This is a genomic window from Vibrio sp. 704 (assembly GCF_033339295.1).
Map to the genome: position 1 here is coordinate 430,899 of NZ_JAWOUH010000003.1, position 14,658 is coordinate 445,556.

The window sequence follows — 14,658 nt, forward strand, 5'->3', positions numbered from 1 at the left end:
TATCCAATGAGTAAAGTAGTGAAATTTGCAGCCCTTCAACTGACGAAAAGCTGGGATCTGGAAGATAACTTAGCCAAAGCAAAAAAGGCGATTCGTGAAGCAGCACAAAACGGTGCAAACGTGATTCTTCCGCAAGAGCTGTTCGCTGCGCCTTACTTCTGCAAAAAACAAGAAGCAAAGTATTTCGAGCTTGCAGAAGAAACGGAGAATTGTCGTCTTATTAAAGAGATGAGTGCGTTGGCTAAAGAGCTCGGCGTGGTGATTCCTGTCAGCTACTTTGAAAAAGCGGGCAATACGTTTTTTAACTCGCTAGTGATGATTGATGCCGATGGTACGGTACTAGATAACTACCGCAAGTCACACATTCCTGACGGCCCGGGCTACAGCGAGAAGTACTACTTTAGCCCTGGCGATACCGGTTTCAAAGTGTGGCAAACCAAGTTCGGTAAGTTCGGTGCTGGCATTTGCTGGGACCAATGGTTTCCAGAGCTTGCACGCAGCTTGGCTCTGCACGGCGCGGAAGCGATTTTTTACCCAACTGCAATCGGTTCTGAGCCTCAAGATCCGACACTGGATTCACGTGACCACTGGCAACGTACAATGCAAGGTCACTCGGCAGCAAACCTCGTTCCAGTGATTGCGTCAAACCGAGTGGGCACTGAAGTCGATGATGGTATCGAGACGACGTTCTATGGCTCTTCTTTTATCACTGACCACACTGGTGCAAAAATTGCCGAAGCACCGCGTGAAGGTGAAACCATCATTTACGCAGAAATCGACCTCGCTACGACAGCGAAAGCGCGTCACGCGTGGGGCTTGTTCCGCGACCGTCGTCCAGACCTTTACACCAGCGTTGGCAAACTAGCCGTTTAAAGAGGCGTTAAAATGAAGTTATCGACAACACCAGCGCAAGATGGCTTCTATTTTCCGGCTGAGTTTCAGCCGGTTAGTGAAGTTTGGCTAGCGTGGCCAGAAAGGAAAGACAACTGGCGTGATGACGCATTACCCGCGCAAGAAACCTTTGCCAGAATCGCGAACTTAATCGCGGATGTGACCAATGTGTGCGTGGCGGTATGCTCGCACAACTTTGACCGAGCGCGTCAAATGCTCCACTCAGACGTACGTTTGGTGGAAATCCCATTTAACGATGCGTGGATGCGCGATATCGGGCCGACCGTGCTTGTTAACCGAGCGGGCGAGCGCCGTGGGATTAGTTGGCAATTCAACGCGTGGGGCGGCGAATACAACGGGCTTTACGATAACTGGCAACAAGACGATCTTGTGGCTGGCTCGGTGTGCGACATCATCGGTATTGATTATTACCGCGCACCGTTTGTACTTGAAGGTGGGGCGATTCACACCGATGGTGAAGGCACCCTTTACACCACAGAAGAGTGCTTACTTAGTCCGGGGCGAAATCCACAGTTGAGCAAAGCGCAAATTGAAGAGCAGTTAAAGGCGTATCTCGGTATCGAAAAAGTCATTTGGTTGCCAAATGGTTTATTCAATGACGAAACAGACGGCCATGTTGACAACCTGATGCACGTTATCGCTCCGGGTAAGGTGGTACTGAGTTGGACCGATGACCCAAGTGATCCGCAATACGCGTTATCTCGTCAAGCGGAACAAGTACTGAAATCTCAGCACGATGCGAAAGGGCGCAATATTGAAATTGTCCGTTTGCCATTACCGGGTCCGTTGCATTACAGCGAGCGCGAAGCCAATGGCATTGACGCCAGTTCGGGAATGAGTCGACAAGCTGGCGAACGCCTAAGTGCCTCTTATGCGAACTTTCTTATCGTCAACGAGCATGTGTTCTTGCCGATGCTGGACGAAGAGACCGACGCTATGGCGATCGATATTTTGCAAAACGCGATGCCGGAATACCAAATCATCGCGATACCGTCGAGAGAGGTTCTACTCGGCGGAGGGAACATTCACTGTATTACGCAGCAGATCCCTGCTTAAACATAAACTCGCCGCTGGCTTAGCGGCGATGATGAGTTGTCAAAAGGAATGACCATGCAACAGATACAAAACCAAAGCCTTGTTTCGTTTATGGTAGCGAATCCACAACAGGGCATTGCAGTGACTAATCCGGCGACCGGAGAACTCCTCGGGTACGCACCAGTTTCAACCGAAAACGACATTTTAAATGGCATTGAACGTGCCAGTGTGGCGCAGAAAGAGTGGGCGGCACTGCCAGCAAAAATGCGTGCTGGCATGCTCAATCGTTGGTTCCAACTCCTGTTAGAAAACAAAGTCGACCTTGGCCGTTTGATGACGTTAGAGCAAGGTAAGCCGCTAGCGGAAGCTCAAGGTGAAGTGCTTTACGGCGCGAGCTTTATCGAATGGTTTGCTGAAGAAGCGAAGCGTACCTACGGTGAGACGATTCCTGCGCCAAGTGCGGACAAGCGTTTGGTGACCATCAAACAGCCAATTGGTGTCGCCTGTGCGATTACACCTTGGAACTTCCCAATTGCGATGATCACGCGCAAAGCAGGGCCAGCTTTAGCAGCAGGCTGTAGCTTTGTGGTAAAACCATCTGAATCTACGCCGCTGTCTGCGTTTGCGGTTGCAGAGCTTGCCTATCAAGCGGGTATCCCACGCGATGTGCTGCAAGTGGTATTGGGGGAAAACTCCCGTCAGGTCGGTGCTATCTTCACTTCACACCCGTTGATTCGTAAGTTGTCTTTCACTGGCTCTACTCAAGTCGGTAGCGTGCTGATGCAGCAAAGCGCGGCTGACATCAAACGTACCTCAATGGAGCTCGGTGGCAACGCGCCATTTATCGTATTCGATGATGCGGATATTGATGCAGCTGTGGCAGGCGCGATGGCGTCGAAATTCCGTAACGCAGGTCAAACGTGTGTTTGTGCGAACCGTTTCTATGTACACAGCAAAGTGTATGACGAATTCGTTGCTAAGTTTGACGCTGCGGTTCAGCAGCTCAAAGTTGGTAACGGATTGGAAGAGGGGGTCAACATTGGTCCAGTGATCAGCGAGTCAGCGAAGCAAGGCATTCAGACGCTTATTGATGGTGCTATCGAGCAAGGCGCGAAGCCGGTTTCAGAGCTTAAAAAGCTCGATGGTCTATTTATGCAGCCAGTGGTTCTCAAAGACGTTACTCACGACATGAAGATTGTTTCCGAGGAAATCTTTGGCCCTGTCGCGCCAGTGATTCGTTTTGACAGCGACGAACAGCTAGTCGAAATGGCGAACGACACCATCTACGGTCTCGCGTCGTACTTCTACAGCCAAAACATTCACCGTGTTTGGAAAATCGCAGAAGCGCTCGAATACGGCATGGTCGGCATTAACGAAGGTATGATCTCTACTGAAGTGGCTCCTTTCGGTGGTGTTAAGCAGTCCGGTATCGGACGTGAAGGAGCAAAACAAGGTATCGATGAATACATGGACGTGAAATATCTCTGCTTTGGCGGCAACTAATTAAGGACAAAACAATGACAAACCAACAACTACACGAAAGAAGAAGCCAAGTTATCGCTCAAGGCATGGGCGCACTGTACCCACTTTACGTCGAGAAAGCAGAAAACGCTTACGTATGGGATATCGAAGGCAACAAATACATCGACTTTGCAGCGGGTATCGCGGTGACTAACACCGGGCATTCTCACAAACGTATCAGTGAAGCGGTAAAAGCTCAGTTGGACAACTTCTCGCACACGTGTGCGATGGTTACGCCATACGCGTCATTCGTAGAGCTGGCTGAAAAGCTGACAGAACTTGCACCAGGTGAGACTAAGAAGAAAGCGATCTTTCTAACCACTGGCGCCGAGGCGGTCGAAAATGCCGTAAAAGTGGCACGCGCTCATACAGGCCGTAGCGGCGTGATAGCGTTTAAAGGCGGCTTTCACGGTCGCACAAATATGACGATGGGGTTAACTGGTAAAGTTGCGCCGTACAAAGCGGGCTTTGGTCCTTTCCCGAACGAAATCTACCACGCGCCGTACCCAAATGCGTTCCACGGCATCAGCGTTGAGCAAAGCTTACAAGCGATCGACGATCTATTTGCTTGCGATATTGAACCTTCACGCGTTGCGGCGATTATCTTCGAGCCAGTGCAAGGCGAGGGCGGCTTCTACAAAGCACCTGAAGCGTTTGCACAAGGCTTGCGTCAGCTGTGTGATAAGCACGGTATCATGCTGATTGCCGATGAAATCCAAACAGGGTTTGCTCGTACCGGTAAAATGTTTGCAACAGAGTATCTAGGCATTGAACCTGACCTAATGACAATGGCGAAAGGCATTGCTGGTGGTTTCCCAATCTCAGCGGTAGTTGGGAAAGCGGATGTGATGGACTCTGCACTACCCGGTGGTTTAGGTGGCACTTATGCGGGCTCGCCACTTGGTTGTGTTGCAGGTCTTGAAGTGCTGAAAATCATCGAAGAAGAAGACTTGTGTGCTAAAGCAATGGGCATCGGTGAAGTGGTCAATGTTCGTATGACGAAACTGCAACAATCAGTGCCTGCTATCGGTGAAATCCGTACCACGGGTGCAATGATGGCGATTGAGTTTACTGACCCAGAATCAGGCAAACCACTGCAAGAGATGACCAAAGCGGTGATTTCTAAAGCGCAAGAAAATGGTCTTATCCTGCTTTCTTGTGGAGTAAAAGCGAACGTGATTCGTCTGTTACCTCCATTGACCATCGAATCTGACGTGCTAAATGAAGGCCTAGATAAGTTGGAAAAAGTGATTCTTGAAGTGGCGTAATTCACGCACTTTTAAATAGCAATAACAAATCAAGGAAGCGGTTGGCATCAATCGTTTCCTTTTTATTTTTTTAACGTATCTGCTGCCTATCTAAAAAGTATTGCTCAAGCTCCAAGTTGTCACTCTTATTACGGATGACTTAACAGTTGGGCTCGTTCTTACTTTCCACTTAGTCGCTACTTTGTTCTCCTCGAATGTGGTTTGGTGCTCACATTCTAAATCCCGACATCTGAAAGCCACTTGAGTCTATAATTTTATTGAGCGTCATTCCTCACTTTTTGGACTATAGAAATGAGATAGTATTCATATCCCACTTAGGTTGCTTGACAGATTAGCAGGACGAACTTTGATAACAAAGAATACAAGGTATGCCATTTTACTCGGCTTAGTTCCCATCGCCATATTTGTAGTGGCCTTTCATTCGATAACCAACTTTTACGTCAACTCGGTAAAAGCGTCGAAAATAGATGCTTACGTAGATTATTTAAATCAAAGGTCTGCCTATTTGGACGGAGCAATAGTGAAGCAGATTGCTCAGTTAGATTTTACTTGTAGTGATAGTGATGTAAGAACTTTACGCGACCCACGTTTTTATAACCGTTACATTCGTTTTATTGCGATGACCACAAAAGGCGGAAAAACGTGTTCCACGGTTGGTAGTGAAGTGTCTCGCCCATCTAGTAGTGAACGATTTCAGATGGATGAAAACTTTTTCGCATCACTTATTTTGCCGCAACAGAATGACCAAATAGAGTGGATGGTCATTTATGATAATGAACACGTTGAAGTCTTCTGGGTGCTTGATAACAGTTGGGTTAACGAGGTAATAAAAACGCCTTGCAAAGACTGCCTATTTGTAGAGTTTAAGTATGATGAACCAATATTTGGTGATTTAACGATAAGCCGTGGCAAAGCGAATATTGCAGGAGAAGAAAACGCACTCTCAAAAGAGTTTTTCTTTTCAGGAGAGTCTCAAGCCAACATGCTCATCAAGATATTCAGCGGTGAAAAACTTAAAAATTATGCTCAGGAAAGAGTACTTTTGTGGGGCGGTCTTGTAAGTGTGCTTGCTGGTCTTGTGACTGCCTTTGCATACATATCTGGTAAAAGCTTGAGAAAATCCATTACAGGTCTAATTGAAAATGGGATTAGTAATGCAGAATTTATTCCTTACTACCAGGCGATTGTCGATAGTCGCGATGGTAAGACAGTAGGATATGAAGCTCTGATTCGATGGTCGCGACGTGATGGAATGGTGCCACCAAATATGTTTATTGGTGCTGCAGAAGAAAGTGGCCTGATTATCCCGATGACCAATCAGCTTATTCGTAAAATCATACAAGACTTAAGTGACTTACCCGAGCATACGTGGGTCAGCATCAATATTGTTTCCTCCCATTTAGAGTCAGGTGTATTAACGAAGTTGCTGTCGGAGTTAAATTGGCCAATCTCTAATAGAATTCATTTTGAATTGACCGAGAGAATACCAGTAAAAGACACTGAGGCCGCGAAAAAAGAGATTTTGTATTTAACGAATAAAGGCTACAAGTTCAAAATTGACGATTTTGGTACCGGATATGGTGGCTTTTCTTACCTACAAGATTTGGGCATCCGATGTTTAAAAGTGGATAAGATGTTTATTGATCCAATAGGATCTGACGACCAAAAATTGAAAGTGCTGGACTCAATTGTGTCTGCAGCGAACAAAGCGGAATGTGAGATGATTGCAGAAGGTGTAGAGAGCCAGGCTCAAGTCGAATATCTGGCTCAGCATGCGATTTACCTTATTCAAGGTTATGTTTACGCTAAACCAGAGCCCCTGACTAACCTTGCAAGCGCTTAACAGCCATAATGTCAAAACGTACCGTTTTAAAGGTGTCAGTTGCCTAGGTTAGCGCTGATTTCTGCTGATGGGGTTACACTTGAGGATTCCTAACACTCTCATTACTTCTAGAGTGTTAGGAATTAACGTTACTTAGGAGGAGAGTGCGGCTCTTTTCGTTTTGATTGACGTAATGAGCTGAGGTAGTAATGACATTACGATCATTCCTAGCATTAAGCTGTATTGCAGAGGAGTGAACGTTTCCCCCAATAGCAGTAGGCCCGAAACAATGCCTGCGACAGGGTTTGCAATACCACCAAAGGTAAAATCTACGACCGACATCCGCTGTAATAACCATACATACATGCCATACCCTAATGCAGTGTTCAGAATAATTACCCACAGTAACCCTAGAATATTCGTCATGGATACGTCCTGAACGACCGTAACATATGGCTCTGGATTGTTTATCGCCAGCACACTTGTTGCGATAGACATAATCACGCCACCCAAAATGAGCTGCCATGTTAGCACTGTCCACCAGTGCATTTTTGTACCTAGTGACTTTGTTACGCTACTTCCTATCACGATGCACATAATGGCGGAGATCATCGCAAGTAAGCCCACGGGTTCGAGAGAAATAGAGCTAGGATCAAATAAGAACCAAGCTAAAGTAATCAAAGTTGCGCCGCTTATCGCTTGAATGCCACTAGGCTGACGTTTGTAGACCGCCCAACCAAACAGCATCGCAAAAACGGGGACCGAAACCATACCAACACCAGAGATGGCAGAAGGAAGCGTCAACGCCATGACAAAAATGAGACCAAAGAAGCAAGCGATGTTGATGGTTCCTAAAACAAGCAGCACTTTCCACTCACTTCTTTTTGGAAACGAGGGCTTTATTGCCAGCAACAAAAGACCCGCAGGCAGTGCCCTTAGAGCACCAAGTAAAACGGGAGGCCAGTCCGGTAGAGTAAACTGAGTAACAGCGTAAGTCGTCCCCCAAAAAAAGGCAGGAATCATCGCAAGTAAAATGTTCATGTTAAATATCTTTATGTAGAGATAATTAAATGTAACGATATCGGCAAGGTGGCTTTTTGTAAAGTATCTTTATGTTAAAATAAAAAATATATGATGTTTGGAGAGAAATAATGGATGCAATTGATAGAGTGGTAGAGCAGTGGGCGAGGGAGAAGCCAGACCTCGACACTGAACCGATGGCAATAATGGGTCGACTAATGCGAATTGCAAAACACATGGAATCTAGGGTCGCCGAGCTACATAAGAAGTACGATCTGAAAATGGGTGAATTTGATGTGTTAGCGACACTGCGTCGAGCTGGTTCACCATATTGTCTTACTCCCTCAGCGTTAATAGAGTCGATGATGCTCACTTCGGGTGCGATGACTAATCGCTTAGATAAACTAGAGAAGAAAGGGTTTATTACCAGAACCCATAGCAAAGAAGACCGACGTAGCGTCACCGTTGAACTAACAGAGCAAGGCTTAACCTTAATTGACAAGCTAATTTTGGAGCATGTAGACGTTCAGCAATCGTTATTGCATGGTTTAGAAGGCAATGAAAAAGAGCAGGTTAACCAGGCGTTAAAATTGCTATTGCCACAATTTGAATGAGAACGCAGAAGGAGGCAGGGGATATGAAAAGCAAAGAACTAGAACAATACTTAAGTACCTTCATGTGTGCAGAAAGCGATTTCCCATTTGGGCCTGAAGCGCTTGTTTACAAAATCAAAGGCAAGATGTTTGCCATCATTGCAGAGAGAAAAGGTCGGGAGTATGTCAGCGTAAAAGTAAAACCAGAAGATGGAGAAGTCTTAACGTCGCAGTTTACGGACATTATCCCGGGTTATCACTTAAATAAGCGTCATTGGATAACGGTTTATTTTAACGGTGATGTCGAGGATGGGTTGATTCAAGATTTGTGTGAACGCTCTTATGCTCTTGTCGTTGCCAAGCTGCCGAAAGCACAACGAGCGTTGCTTGGTGAGTAATCGGCAACGCACTGGCCTCTGTTGTTTTGTCGCTCGTTGCTCGTAGCCTTTACGGAAAAATTCGCACCTTTTTCATCCTCGGGCTATATAAGAATAAGAAGGTGGAAAAGGGGAATGATATGCGAGCATTATCTGAATGGCTAAAAGAATACGGGGAGAGTCACCAAAACCCTATCAACCAAAAGATTCACACAATCGCAGTTCCAGGTATTTACCTTTCTGTGGTTGGACTTATTTGGTCGATTCCCCAGATTTCATTATTAGGCTTCGAACTTAATTGGGTTTGGGTAGCGGTGATCCCCACTTGGGTTTTCTATTTTCGTTTGTCTCTGAGCGTATTCATGATGATGATCGGCTACACATTAGCGTGCATTGGCCTTATTTGGTCTCTAGAGGTATTGATGTTGCCCGTTCTGCATATTTCTATGCTCTTGTTTGGTGTATTGTGGATATTGCAATTTATCGGTCACAAGATTGAAGGTAAAAAACCGTCGTTTTTTGAGGATTTACAGTTTCTACTCATCGGCCCGATTTGGGTGTTCAGAAAACACTAGCGATAAGCAAAATCAGGCATCATCCGAATGACACAAGACATATAACGTTCAGAGATTATGTAGCTCTTACTACAGAATACCTCTCCTTCTTATTGCCACGACAAGCATTCACTTTAGATACGCACTATGATTAAAGAGGTGCCAACGCACTTTACGCTATCGAGATACTTAAACTTACGGCAAGTTTACTTTAGGGGGATGAATGTACGACCGACAATATAAATATGCCTATTGGAGAGAAGAGCGTAAAAAAGGCAAATGGCACTATATATTAAAGTCCTTCTTTATGATTTGTTGTGCATTACTGCTTGGTAAAGTCATCGGTTTGTTCATTTTTGGAGAGCTGCATTCTTTAAGCGACATTTGGGAACAACTCCCTGCGGATGTTTTTATTATGATGCTCGTGGGCTTTCCAATTAGTGTCCTTGGTTGGTACCACGAAGAGTCAAAGTTTTTCCGGGCACTGCGACGCAAAGAAAAGCGGTTAAAAGACAATCAAAACAAACCGAAATAGAGTAACCTTTGTCTGTGTTTGGATTGCCACTTACCTATCTGAACTGTTCGATTTTACCCCTTCCAGTCGTTTAGCGTTTAGTTACGTGTTGCAAAAAGCCTTCTTAATGCAACAGCCCCTAGCGTTGTGGAAATTGGTACTGTAAGAAACATTAAAAAACGAAGTTGAGCATTAGCGTATAAAGGCTCGCACTGTCATCCTTTGGGGCTGATGAAAACGCGCCAGAGCTATTATTGTAGGCGTTGAACCTTTGCCATTCTGCGTTTAGGGAAACGTTGTAATCTAGGTCGTATCTCAATCCGAGTAAGAAACTGTCTCCACTTTTTTTATCCCGACTATTAAACTGCTGACCGTAAACAATATAAGGAGTTAGCTTGTTTACATTATAACTTGTTGTCGCGTACCAAGATGAGGAAAGATTGCTGGTCTGTCCTTCTGCCATAATCACAATGTTATCGAGCTCGTATCTTAACCCTAGAGAAAACAGATCGATCGTGTTGTTTTTTTCTGTTTCAACTAGACGGTCAATGATTGTGGTTCCGCCACCGGGAGTGGATTGCTCAATGTTAGAGAGCGTCGTTGTTTGATCATAATCGCCGTGGAGGTAGGAAAAATTCCAACGATAACTCTCTCCGCTTAGCGTTAAGTTCATCCCTGCAGTGTTGTTTGACTCAATTTCCAATTCAGTACGTTCATTGATGGTTACGTCACTATTGTCTTTAAACCCGACAAACGGCATGGCGGTAAGTACGACTTGCTCATTGAGGTCATGAATCCAGCGTGCAGATAGGCCGTTATAAGCCGTGATACCTAGAATGCTGTCATATACCTCATTCGGTGGGCGGGCTTGGGTAAAAGCGTGGCCGACATAGTTGTACTCAGACATCAAAAACAGTGGCAGTCTTAAGCGTCCTCCTCGTATTTCTATGTTTTTATAGGTATAAGCCAAATACGCCCACTCGAGCTGAGGCGAGCTCCAATGGTCTTGCGGGCGCTTTACGACTTGTGCGGATGCCCGAAATGCCTTGTGAAAATAATCGAGCTGCATGCCGAAAGTGGTATCGCAATCGAAACAAGATTCATCGCCAATAAAGCGGTTAACTAGTACCGTAGTTGGGTTATCGGATTTTGCCCACGACGTAGAGCCAAAACCACTTAAAGAAAGTTGTTCTGTTAGCTCAATCGTGGCTGAGCTCGGAAAGGTCGCGATACTCAGCGATAACATGGTTAAATATTTTTTCATATCAATTCTCCGAGCTAACCACACATAAAACATGAGCATTACTTGGGACGCTCGATGTTGGGGCATAACCAATTCTATTCGGCTTCTCTTGCATCCATGCTATGAGGTCATCAATGCTGGAGCGTGCAATCACTTTTGGCGGTCTAGCTTTACCTGAAAAAGACAAGCTTGCCCAATGCGCGTTCATTTGCGCTAAATTTTTGTTGAGAAGATAACGATAGAACTCAGCTCTTTCTGTTGATGTCGCAGGCCAGTCAGAGAGTTCAATTCGCTGGCCTTGTAAAAGTTGCGTCTTCCCTCTGTACAACTTTCGCGCTTTATTGACAGTGAGCGGAGAGAATTCGTCATTAAATGAGAAAACGGCGTAGCTCTCTGCAGCGAGAGCTTGGCAATTTAATGAAAGAAGGGCAATCAGAATAAACAGATAGCGTTTTATGTAACGCAAAGGAAAAGCAACGCGAGAATGATTTCTACTCATAGAATCCACCTACATTGCTTGTTCAATTTGATACAACAGTTTTTCTTTGCGCACAGGCTTTGGTACGTAGGCATCCATTCCTGAATCAAAGCAGCGTTGAATATCATCATCAACGACGCTTGCTGTTAATGCGATAATGGGCGTCTTAGCTAATCCTTTACTCGCTTCATAAGCTCTAATTTGCCTAGAAGCTTCGAACCCATCCATTATGGGCATCATGCAATCCATCAAAATAACATCAAACTTTCCATCTTTTTGGAACATTTCGACTGCAATTTGCCCGTTTTCAGCGACTTCGAATTGATAACCTGCTTTAGATAGCAATAGAGAAGCCACTTTCTGGTTTACTCTATTATCTTCGACAAGCAAGATACGTTCGGAGCGAATAGGCGTTACCGTTGCTTCTGGTTGCTTAGAACTTGCAGGTAGTTCATGAGTTGTATCGGGAGTAGTGTTCTCTTGGTGTGGTTCAGCATGCGTCGTGTTGGAAACACGTAACCCAATTGCCTTATCTAACTTCTCTTTAAGCAACCCTGCTTTAAACGGTTTGGGCACATAGTCATCCATTCCAACGTCAAAGCATTTTTGTATATCGTCATCGACCACACTTGCCGTTAGAGCAATAATCGGAATTCTGAAAGCGCGTTTTTCTTTTACTTCTATTTGACGAATTATTTGGGTGGCTTCAAATCCATCCATTACGGGCATCATGCAGTCCATTAAAATTAGGCTGTACTGATTCTGTTGAAATTTCTCAACCGCTTCTTGTCCGTTTACTGCGACATCAAAGTCGAAGCCAGCTTTTGTGACGTGTAGCCCCGCGATTTTTTGATTGACCGTATTGTCATCAACGACCAAAATTTTCGGCAGAGATTTAACATGTTGCGCTGAAGTGCTCTCTTGTTGTGCGTGCGAGAAATTTGCCGCACAACTTTCAAGTGCTTTAATTAAGCGCTGCCCTAGTAGTGGCTGAGTGACCAAGGCGCTGATACTGTTTCTAAAGTCGAATTGTGGGCTATGAAGGTGCTTGATGAGGCAGACACGAATGTTTCGTTTACAAAGGCTTTCTATCTCATCGATATGCATCGCCGCTGCATTTGGTGATGCTTCTACATGAATAACGATAACGCGCTCGTTATCAATCCACGTTGGCAACGCACTTAAGGTATCTACTGACTGCGTTATATTGATGTTGAAAAAACTTAACTCGTTACGCAGTTTTTGTTCTAGTTGAGTACTGCTGCATACAATCCATATATCGTTGTGATTCAGAGCGTGATAAGCGTTAAACTCTTGCGTCACAACAGGAGCAGTTAGTTCAAAGAAGAAGCGACTGCCTTTACCTTTCTCGGATTCAAGTTGAATTTCTCCACCCATTAGCTCAACTAATTGCGTGCTAATGGCAAGCCCAAGTCCAGTTCCCCCAAATTGTCGGGTAGTAGAGTTATCCTCTTGGGCAAATGGAGCAAATATTTTCTTTTGCTGCTGGGCATCAATACCAATCCCAGAATCTTTAACGGAAAACTCGATGACCGCTTCACCATTTTTAATTTCGCGGGTGATGACCGATAGCTCTACACTGCCTTGTTCGGTAAATTTTACCGCGTTAGACATGAAGTTCATGACAACTTGGCGTATACGATGGTCATCCAACATTACGTGGTAAGGCGTGTTACGGCTAATGTTGACTTGCACATCGATGCCTTTTTCCTTTGCTTTCGGTGAAATGATAGAAGCAATGTCATAGATAGACTCTCGAACACAAGTTGAATGTGGGCTAATGAGCAACATCCCAGATTCAATTTTTGAGAAGTCTAGAACGTCATTAATTAAACTCAAAAGCAGTTGGGAGGAGGTTTCAATCGTGTCGACGTAATCGCGTTGTGTGGCAGTCAGGGAAGTATCGGATAACACTTCAGAGATGCCAATAACGCCATTTAGCGGCGTGCGGATCTCGTGGGACATGTTGGCCAAAAAGCTACTTTTGGCTTTACTCGCCTTAATTGCATCATCTTTTGCTTGTTCTGCATCTTCTTTAGCTTGTGTGAGCTTTAGTCTGGACAACATCCGCTCATCACTAAGCTTTTTTACCTCTCGAGCAAACTTACTCAGCTCGTCTTTACCCTTTATTAGTTGAGCAAGAGGTGAATTTTCAGTGTTACTTTGTTCATTGCTTTCGTTACTGAGAAATTTGAGGACTAGATTCAAGTTTCCAGTAACTTTTCGCACCAATCTTAGCGTTAAACTTACGACCAACAGCGTTAAAAGGCTCATCATTGCGATAAAGGTAAAGCGGCGCTGTGTCGTCGTGTTGATTGTCTTTGATATATCATCACTCAGCTGTTGTTCCATTTTGTCGTCAACACTTTGTAATAACGATAAGCGTTTGTTGAGTGCAGATAACCCCGCATCAATCTCATCCGGGGTTAATGATTTGAGTTGAGCTGGTTGCAATAAATAAGCACGAAACTCTTGGCTTTTGATAAAGACTTCACCCGTAAACGTCTCAATGAGCAGATCTACTTGTTGTTGATTGGCATTTAGCGTCACAAAACGCTCTAGAAATAGTTGTTGGTTCTGGATTAAAGATTGGATAGAAGCCTGTGTTGTGAGGTCATACTCGTTATTTTCCTCTGAAGATCGAATCAAATATTCGCTTAATCTATGCTCTTCAGTGGACCAAAACATCAACCATTCAAGTTGCATCAAAGAAGAAAGGTGAGTGTTTGTTTCATAACTCACATTTCTAAAATAGACTTTGTCTAAGCTCATGAGGATTTCTTTGAACGTATCAGCGCGCCACTCTGCTGCATCTAACTTTTCTTCTTGATTTTGCGAAGAGAGCATCGAGAGGGTTGCTTCCTCAAAGCTTATCAACTGGTTTAGTATCTCAGCGTTTTCACCGAATACTGGTGCAGCGGTGTCGCGTAACAATTGAGATATCTGCTGAGTTTTTAGTTGCTTATCTATTACATCAGGGTTATTCGGTAGGTGATAAAGCGAAGATACGCGGTCGATGTAGACAGAGAATAACTGTGCTTTTTGTAGTTCCTGAGCCTGGATAGAAAGGCTTTGTACATGTTTACCCGCGAGGACAAGCAACAATAAAATTGGCAGCAAAACCAACCCAAATAGCTTTTGTTTTACCGACAGGTTGTTCCAAGAAAAGATTCCTACCACGCGCATTTCCATATCCAAGAAGTTGATATGAAAAGTGTAGTTTATTTATCTTAGATGTTAGATTTTAAGAGAAAATTCATATTAATGGGTGGGGGAAGTGTGACCGATATTGCATTACGA

General features: G+C 44.6%; 13 protein-coding genes. 9 read left to right on the forward strand and 4 right to left on the reverse strand.

Annotated features, from left to right (window positions below; genetic code table 11):
* Positions 1 to 6 precede the first annotated feature (6 nt).
* From aguB to R7R24_RS08015, 5 genes are all read left to right on the forward strand, one after another.
* Positions 7 to 873: an N-carbamoylputrescine amidase gene (gene aguB, locus R7R24_RS07995; RefSeq protein ID WP_005377808.1), complete on the forward strand. Its 867-nt coding sequence runs from the start codon at positions 7 to 9 to the stop codon at positions 871 to 873.
* 12 nt (positions 874 to 885) lie between these two features.
* Positions 886 to 1,968, forward strand: a complete 1,083-nt coding sequence (aguA, locus tag R7R24_RS08000; RefSeq protein WP_054574097.1) for an agmatine deiminase — start codon at positions 886 to 888, stop codon at positions 1,966 to 1,968.
* Between the two features lie 54 nt (positions 1,969 to 2,022).
* Positions 2,023 to 3,450, forward strand: coding sequence for an NAD-dependent succinate-semialdehyde dehydrogenase (locus tag R7R24_RS08005; protein ID WP_054574098.1), 1,428 nt, complete (start codon positions 2,023 to 2,025; stop codon positions 3,448 to 3,450).
* Positions 3,451 to 3,464: 14 nt separating this feature from the next.
* Positions 3,465 to 4,736, forward strand: coding sequence for a 4-aminobutyrate--2-oxoglutarate transaminase (gene gabT / locus R7R24_RS08010; RefSeq protein ID WP_054574099.1), 1,272 nt, complete (start codon positions 3,465 to 3,467; stop codon positions 4,734 to 4,736).
* A gap of 520 nt (positions 4,737 to 5,256) precedes the next feature.
* On the forward strand, positions 5,257 to 6,579 hold the full coding sequence (locus R7R24_RS08015) for an EAL domain-containing protein (protein ID WP_081007901.1): 1,323 nt from the start codon (positions 5,257 to 5,259) through the stop codon (positions 6,577 to 6,579).
* Between the two features lie 132 nt (positions 6,580 to 6,711).
* On the opposite strand, the gene R7R24_RS08020 is transcribed toward R7R24_RS08015, so the two are convergent.
* Positions 6,712 to 7,599 (reverse strand): DMT family transporter, encoded by an 888-nt coding sequence (locus tag R7R24_RS08020; RefSeq protein WP_005385740.1) that lies wholly within the window; start codon positions 7,597 to 7,599, stop codon positions 6,712 to 6,714.
* Between the two features lie 110 nt (positions 7,600 to 7,709).
* On the opposite strand from R7R24_RS08020, the gene R7R24_RS08025 reads away from it, so the two are divergent.
* From R7R24_RS08025 to R7R24_RS08040, 4 genes are all read left to right on the forward strand, one after another.
* Positions 7,710 to 8,192 carry a MarR family winged helix-turn-helix transcriptional regulator gene (locus tag R7R24_RS08025; RefSeq protein WP_017633984.1) on the forward strand — a complete coding sequence of 161 codons (483 nt, stop codon included), beginning with the start codon at positions 7,710 to 7,712 and terminating at the stop codon, positions 8,190 to 8,192.
* Between the two features lie 23 nt (positions 8,193 to 8,215).
* A complete protein-coding gene (locus R7R24_RS08030) occupies positions 8,216 to 8,569 on the forward strand; it encodes an MmcQ/YjbR family DNA-binding protein (RefSeq protein WP_054577888.1) in 354 nt (117 codons plus the stop codon).
* A gap of 119 nt (positions 8,570 to 8,688) precedes the next feature.
* Entirely contained in the window at positions 8,689 to 9,123 is a 435-nt protein-coding gene (locus tag R7R24_RS08035; RefSeq protein ID WP_005377800.1) for a DUF962 domain-containing protein, read from the forward strand.
* A gap of 202 nt (positions 9,124 to 9,325) precedes the next feature.
* Positions 9,326 to 9,637, forward strand: a complete 312-nt coding sequence (locus R7R24_RS08040; protein ID WP_054577887.1) for a hypothetical protein — start codon at positions 9,326 to 9,328, stop codon at positions 9,635 to 9,637.
* A gap of 151 nt (positions 9,638 to 9,788) precedes the next feature.
* On the opposite strand, the gene R7R24_RS08045 is transcribed toward R7R24_RS08040, so the two are convergent.
* From R7R24_RS08045 to R7R24_RS08055, 3 genes are read right to left on the reverse strand one after another with little or no spacing between them, the layout of a single operon-like run.
* Positions 9,789 to 10,880 (reverse strand): hypothetical protein, encoded by a 1,092-nt coding sequence (locus R7R24_RS08045; protein ID WP_054577886.1) that lies wholly within the window; start codon positions 10,878 to 10,880, stop codon positions 9,789 to 9,791.
* A 1-nt stretch (position 10,881) separates the two neighbouring features.
* A complete protein-coding gene (locus R7R24_RS08050; protein ID WP_017633987.1) occupies positions 10,882 to 11,358 on the reverse strand; it encodes a hypothetical protein in 477 nt (158 codons plus the stop codon).
* A 9-nt stretch (positions 11,359 to 11,367) separates the two neighbouring features.
* A complete protein-coding gene (locus R7R24_RS08055) occupies positions 11,368 to 14,544 on the reverse strand; it encodes a response regulator (RefSeq protein ID WP_081008261.1) in 3,177 nt (1,058 codons plus the stop codon).
* Between the last annotated feature and the right edge of the window lie 114 nt (positions 14,545 to 14,658).

What these genes read in the sequence shown, in the direction of transcription:
- aguB (WP_005377808.1), top strand. Translation starts at nt 7, where the DNA reads ATGAGTAAAGTAGTGAAATTTGCAGCCCTTCAACTGACGAAAAGCTGG.
- aguA (WP_054574097.1), top strand. Translation starts at nt 886, where the DNA reads ATGAAGTTATCGACAACACCAGCGCAAGATGGCTTCTATTTTCCGGCT.
- R7R24_RS08005 (WP_054574098.1), top strand. Translation starts at nt 2,023, where the DNA reads ATGCAACAGATACAAAACCAAAGCCTTGTTTCGTTTATGGTAGCGAAT.
- gabT (WP_054574099.1), top strand. Translation starts at nt 3,465, where the DNA reads ATGACAAACCAACAACTACACGAAAGAAGAAGCCAAGTTATCGCTCAA.
- R7R24_RS08020 (WP_005385740.1), bottom strand. Translation starts at nt 7,599, where the DNA reads ATGAACATTTTACTTGCGATGATTCCTGCCTTTTTTTGGGGGACGACT.
- R7R24_RS08025 (WP_017633984.1), top strand. Translation starts at nt 7,710, where the DNA reads ATGGATGCAATTGATAGAGTGGTAGAGCAGTGGGCGAGGGAGAAGCCA.
- R7R24_RS08030 (WP_054577888.1), top strand. Translation starts at nt 8,216, where the DNA reads ATGAAAAGCAAAGAACTAGAACAATACTTAAGTACCTTCATGTGTGCA.
- R7R24_RS08035 (WP_005377800.1), top strand. Translation starts at nt 8,689, where the DNA reads ATGCGAGCATTATCTGAATGGCTAAAAGAATACGGGGAGAGTCACCAA.
- R7R24_RS08040 (WP_054577887.1), top strand. Translation starts at nt 9,326, where the DNA reads ATGTACGACCGACAATATAAATATGCCTATTGGAGAGAAGAGCGTAAA.
- R7R24_RS08045 (WP_054577886.1), bottom strand. Translation starts at nt 10,880, where the DNA reads ATGAAAAAATATTTAACCATGTTATCGCTGAGTATCGCGACCTTTCCG.
- R7R24_RS08050 (WP_017633987.1), bottom strand. Translation starts at nt 11,358, where the DNA reads ATGAGTAGAAATCATTCTCGCGTTGCTTTTCCTTTGCGTTACATAAAA.
- R7R24_RS08055 (WP_081008261.1), bottom strand. Translation starts at nt 14,544, where the DNA reads ATGCGCGTGGTAGGAATCTTTTCTTGGAACAACCTGTCGGTAAAACAA.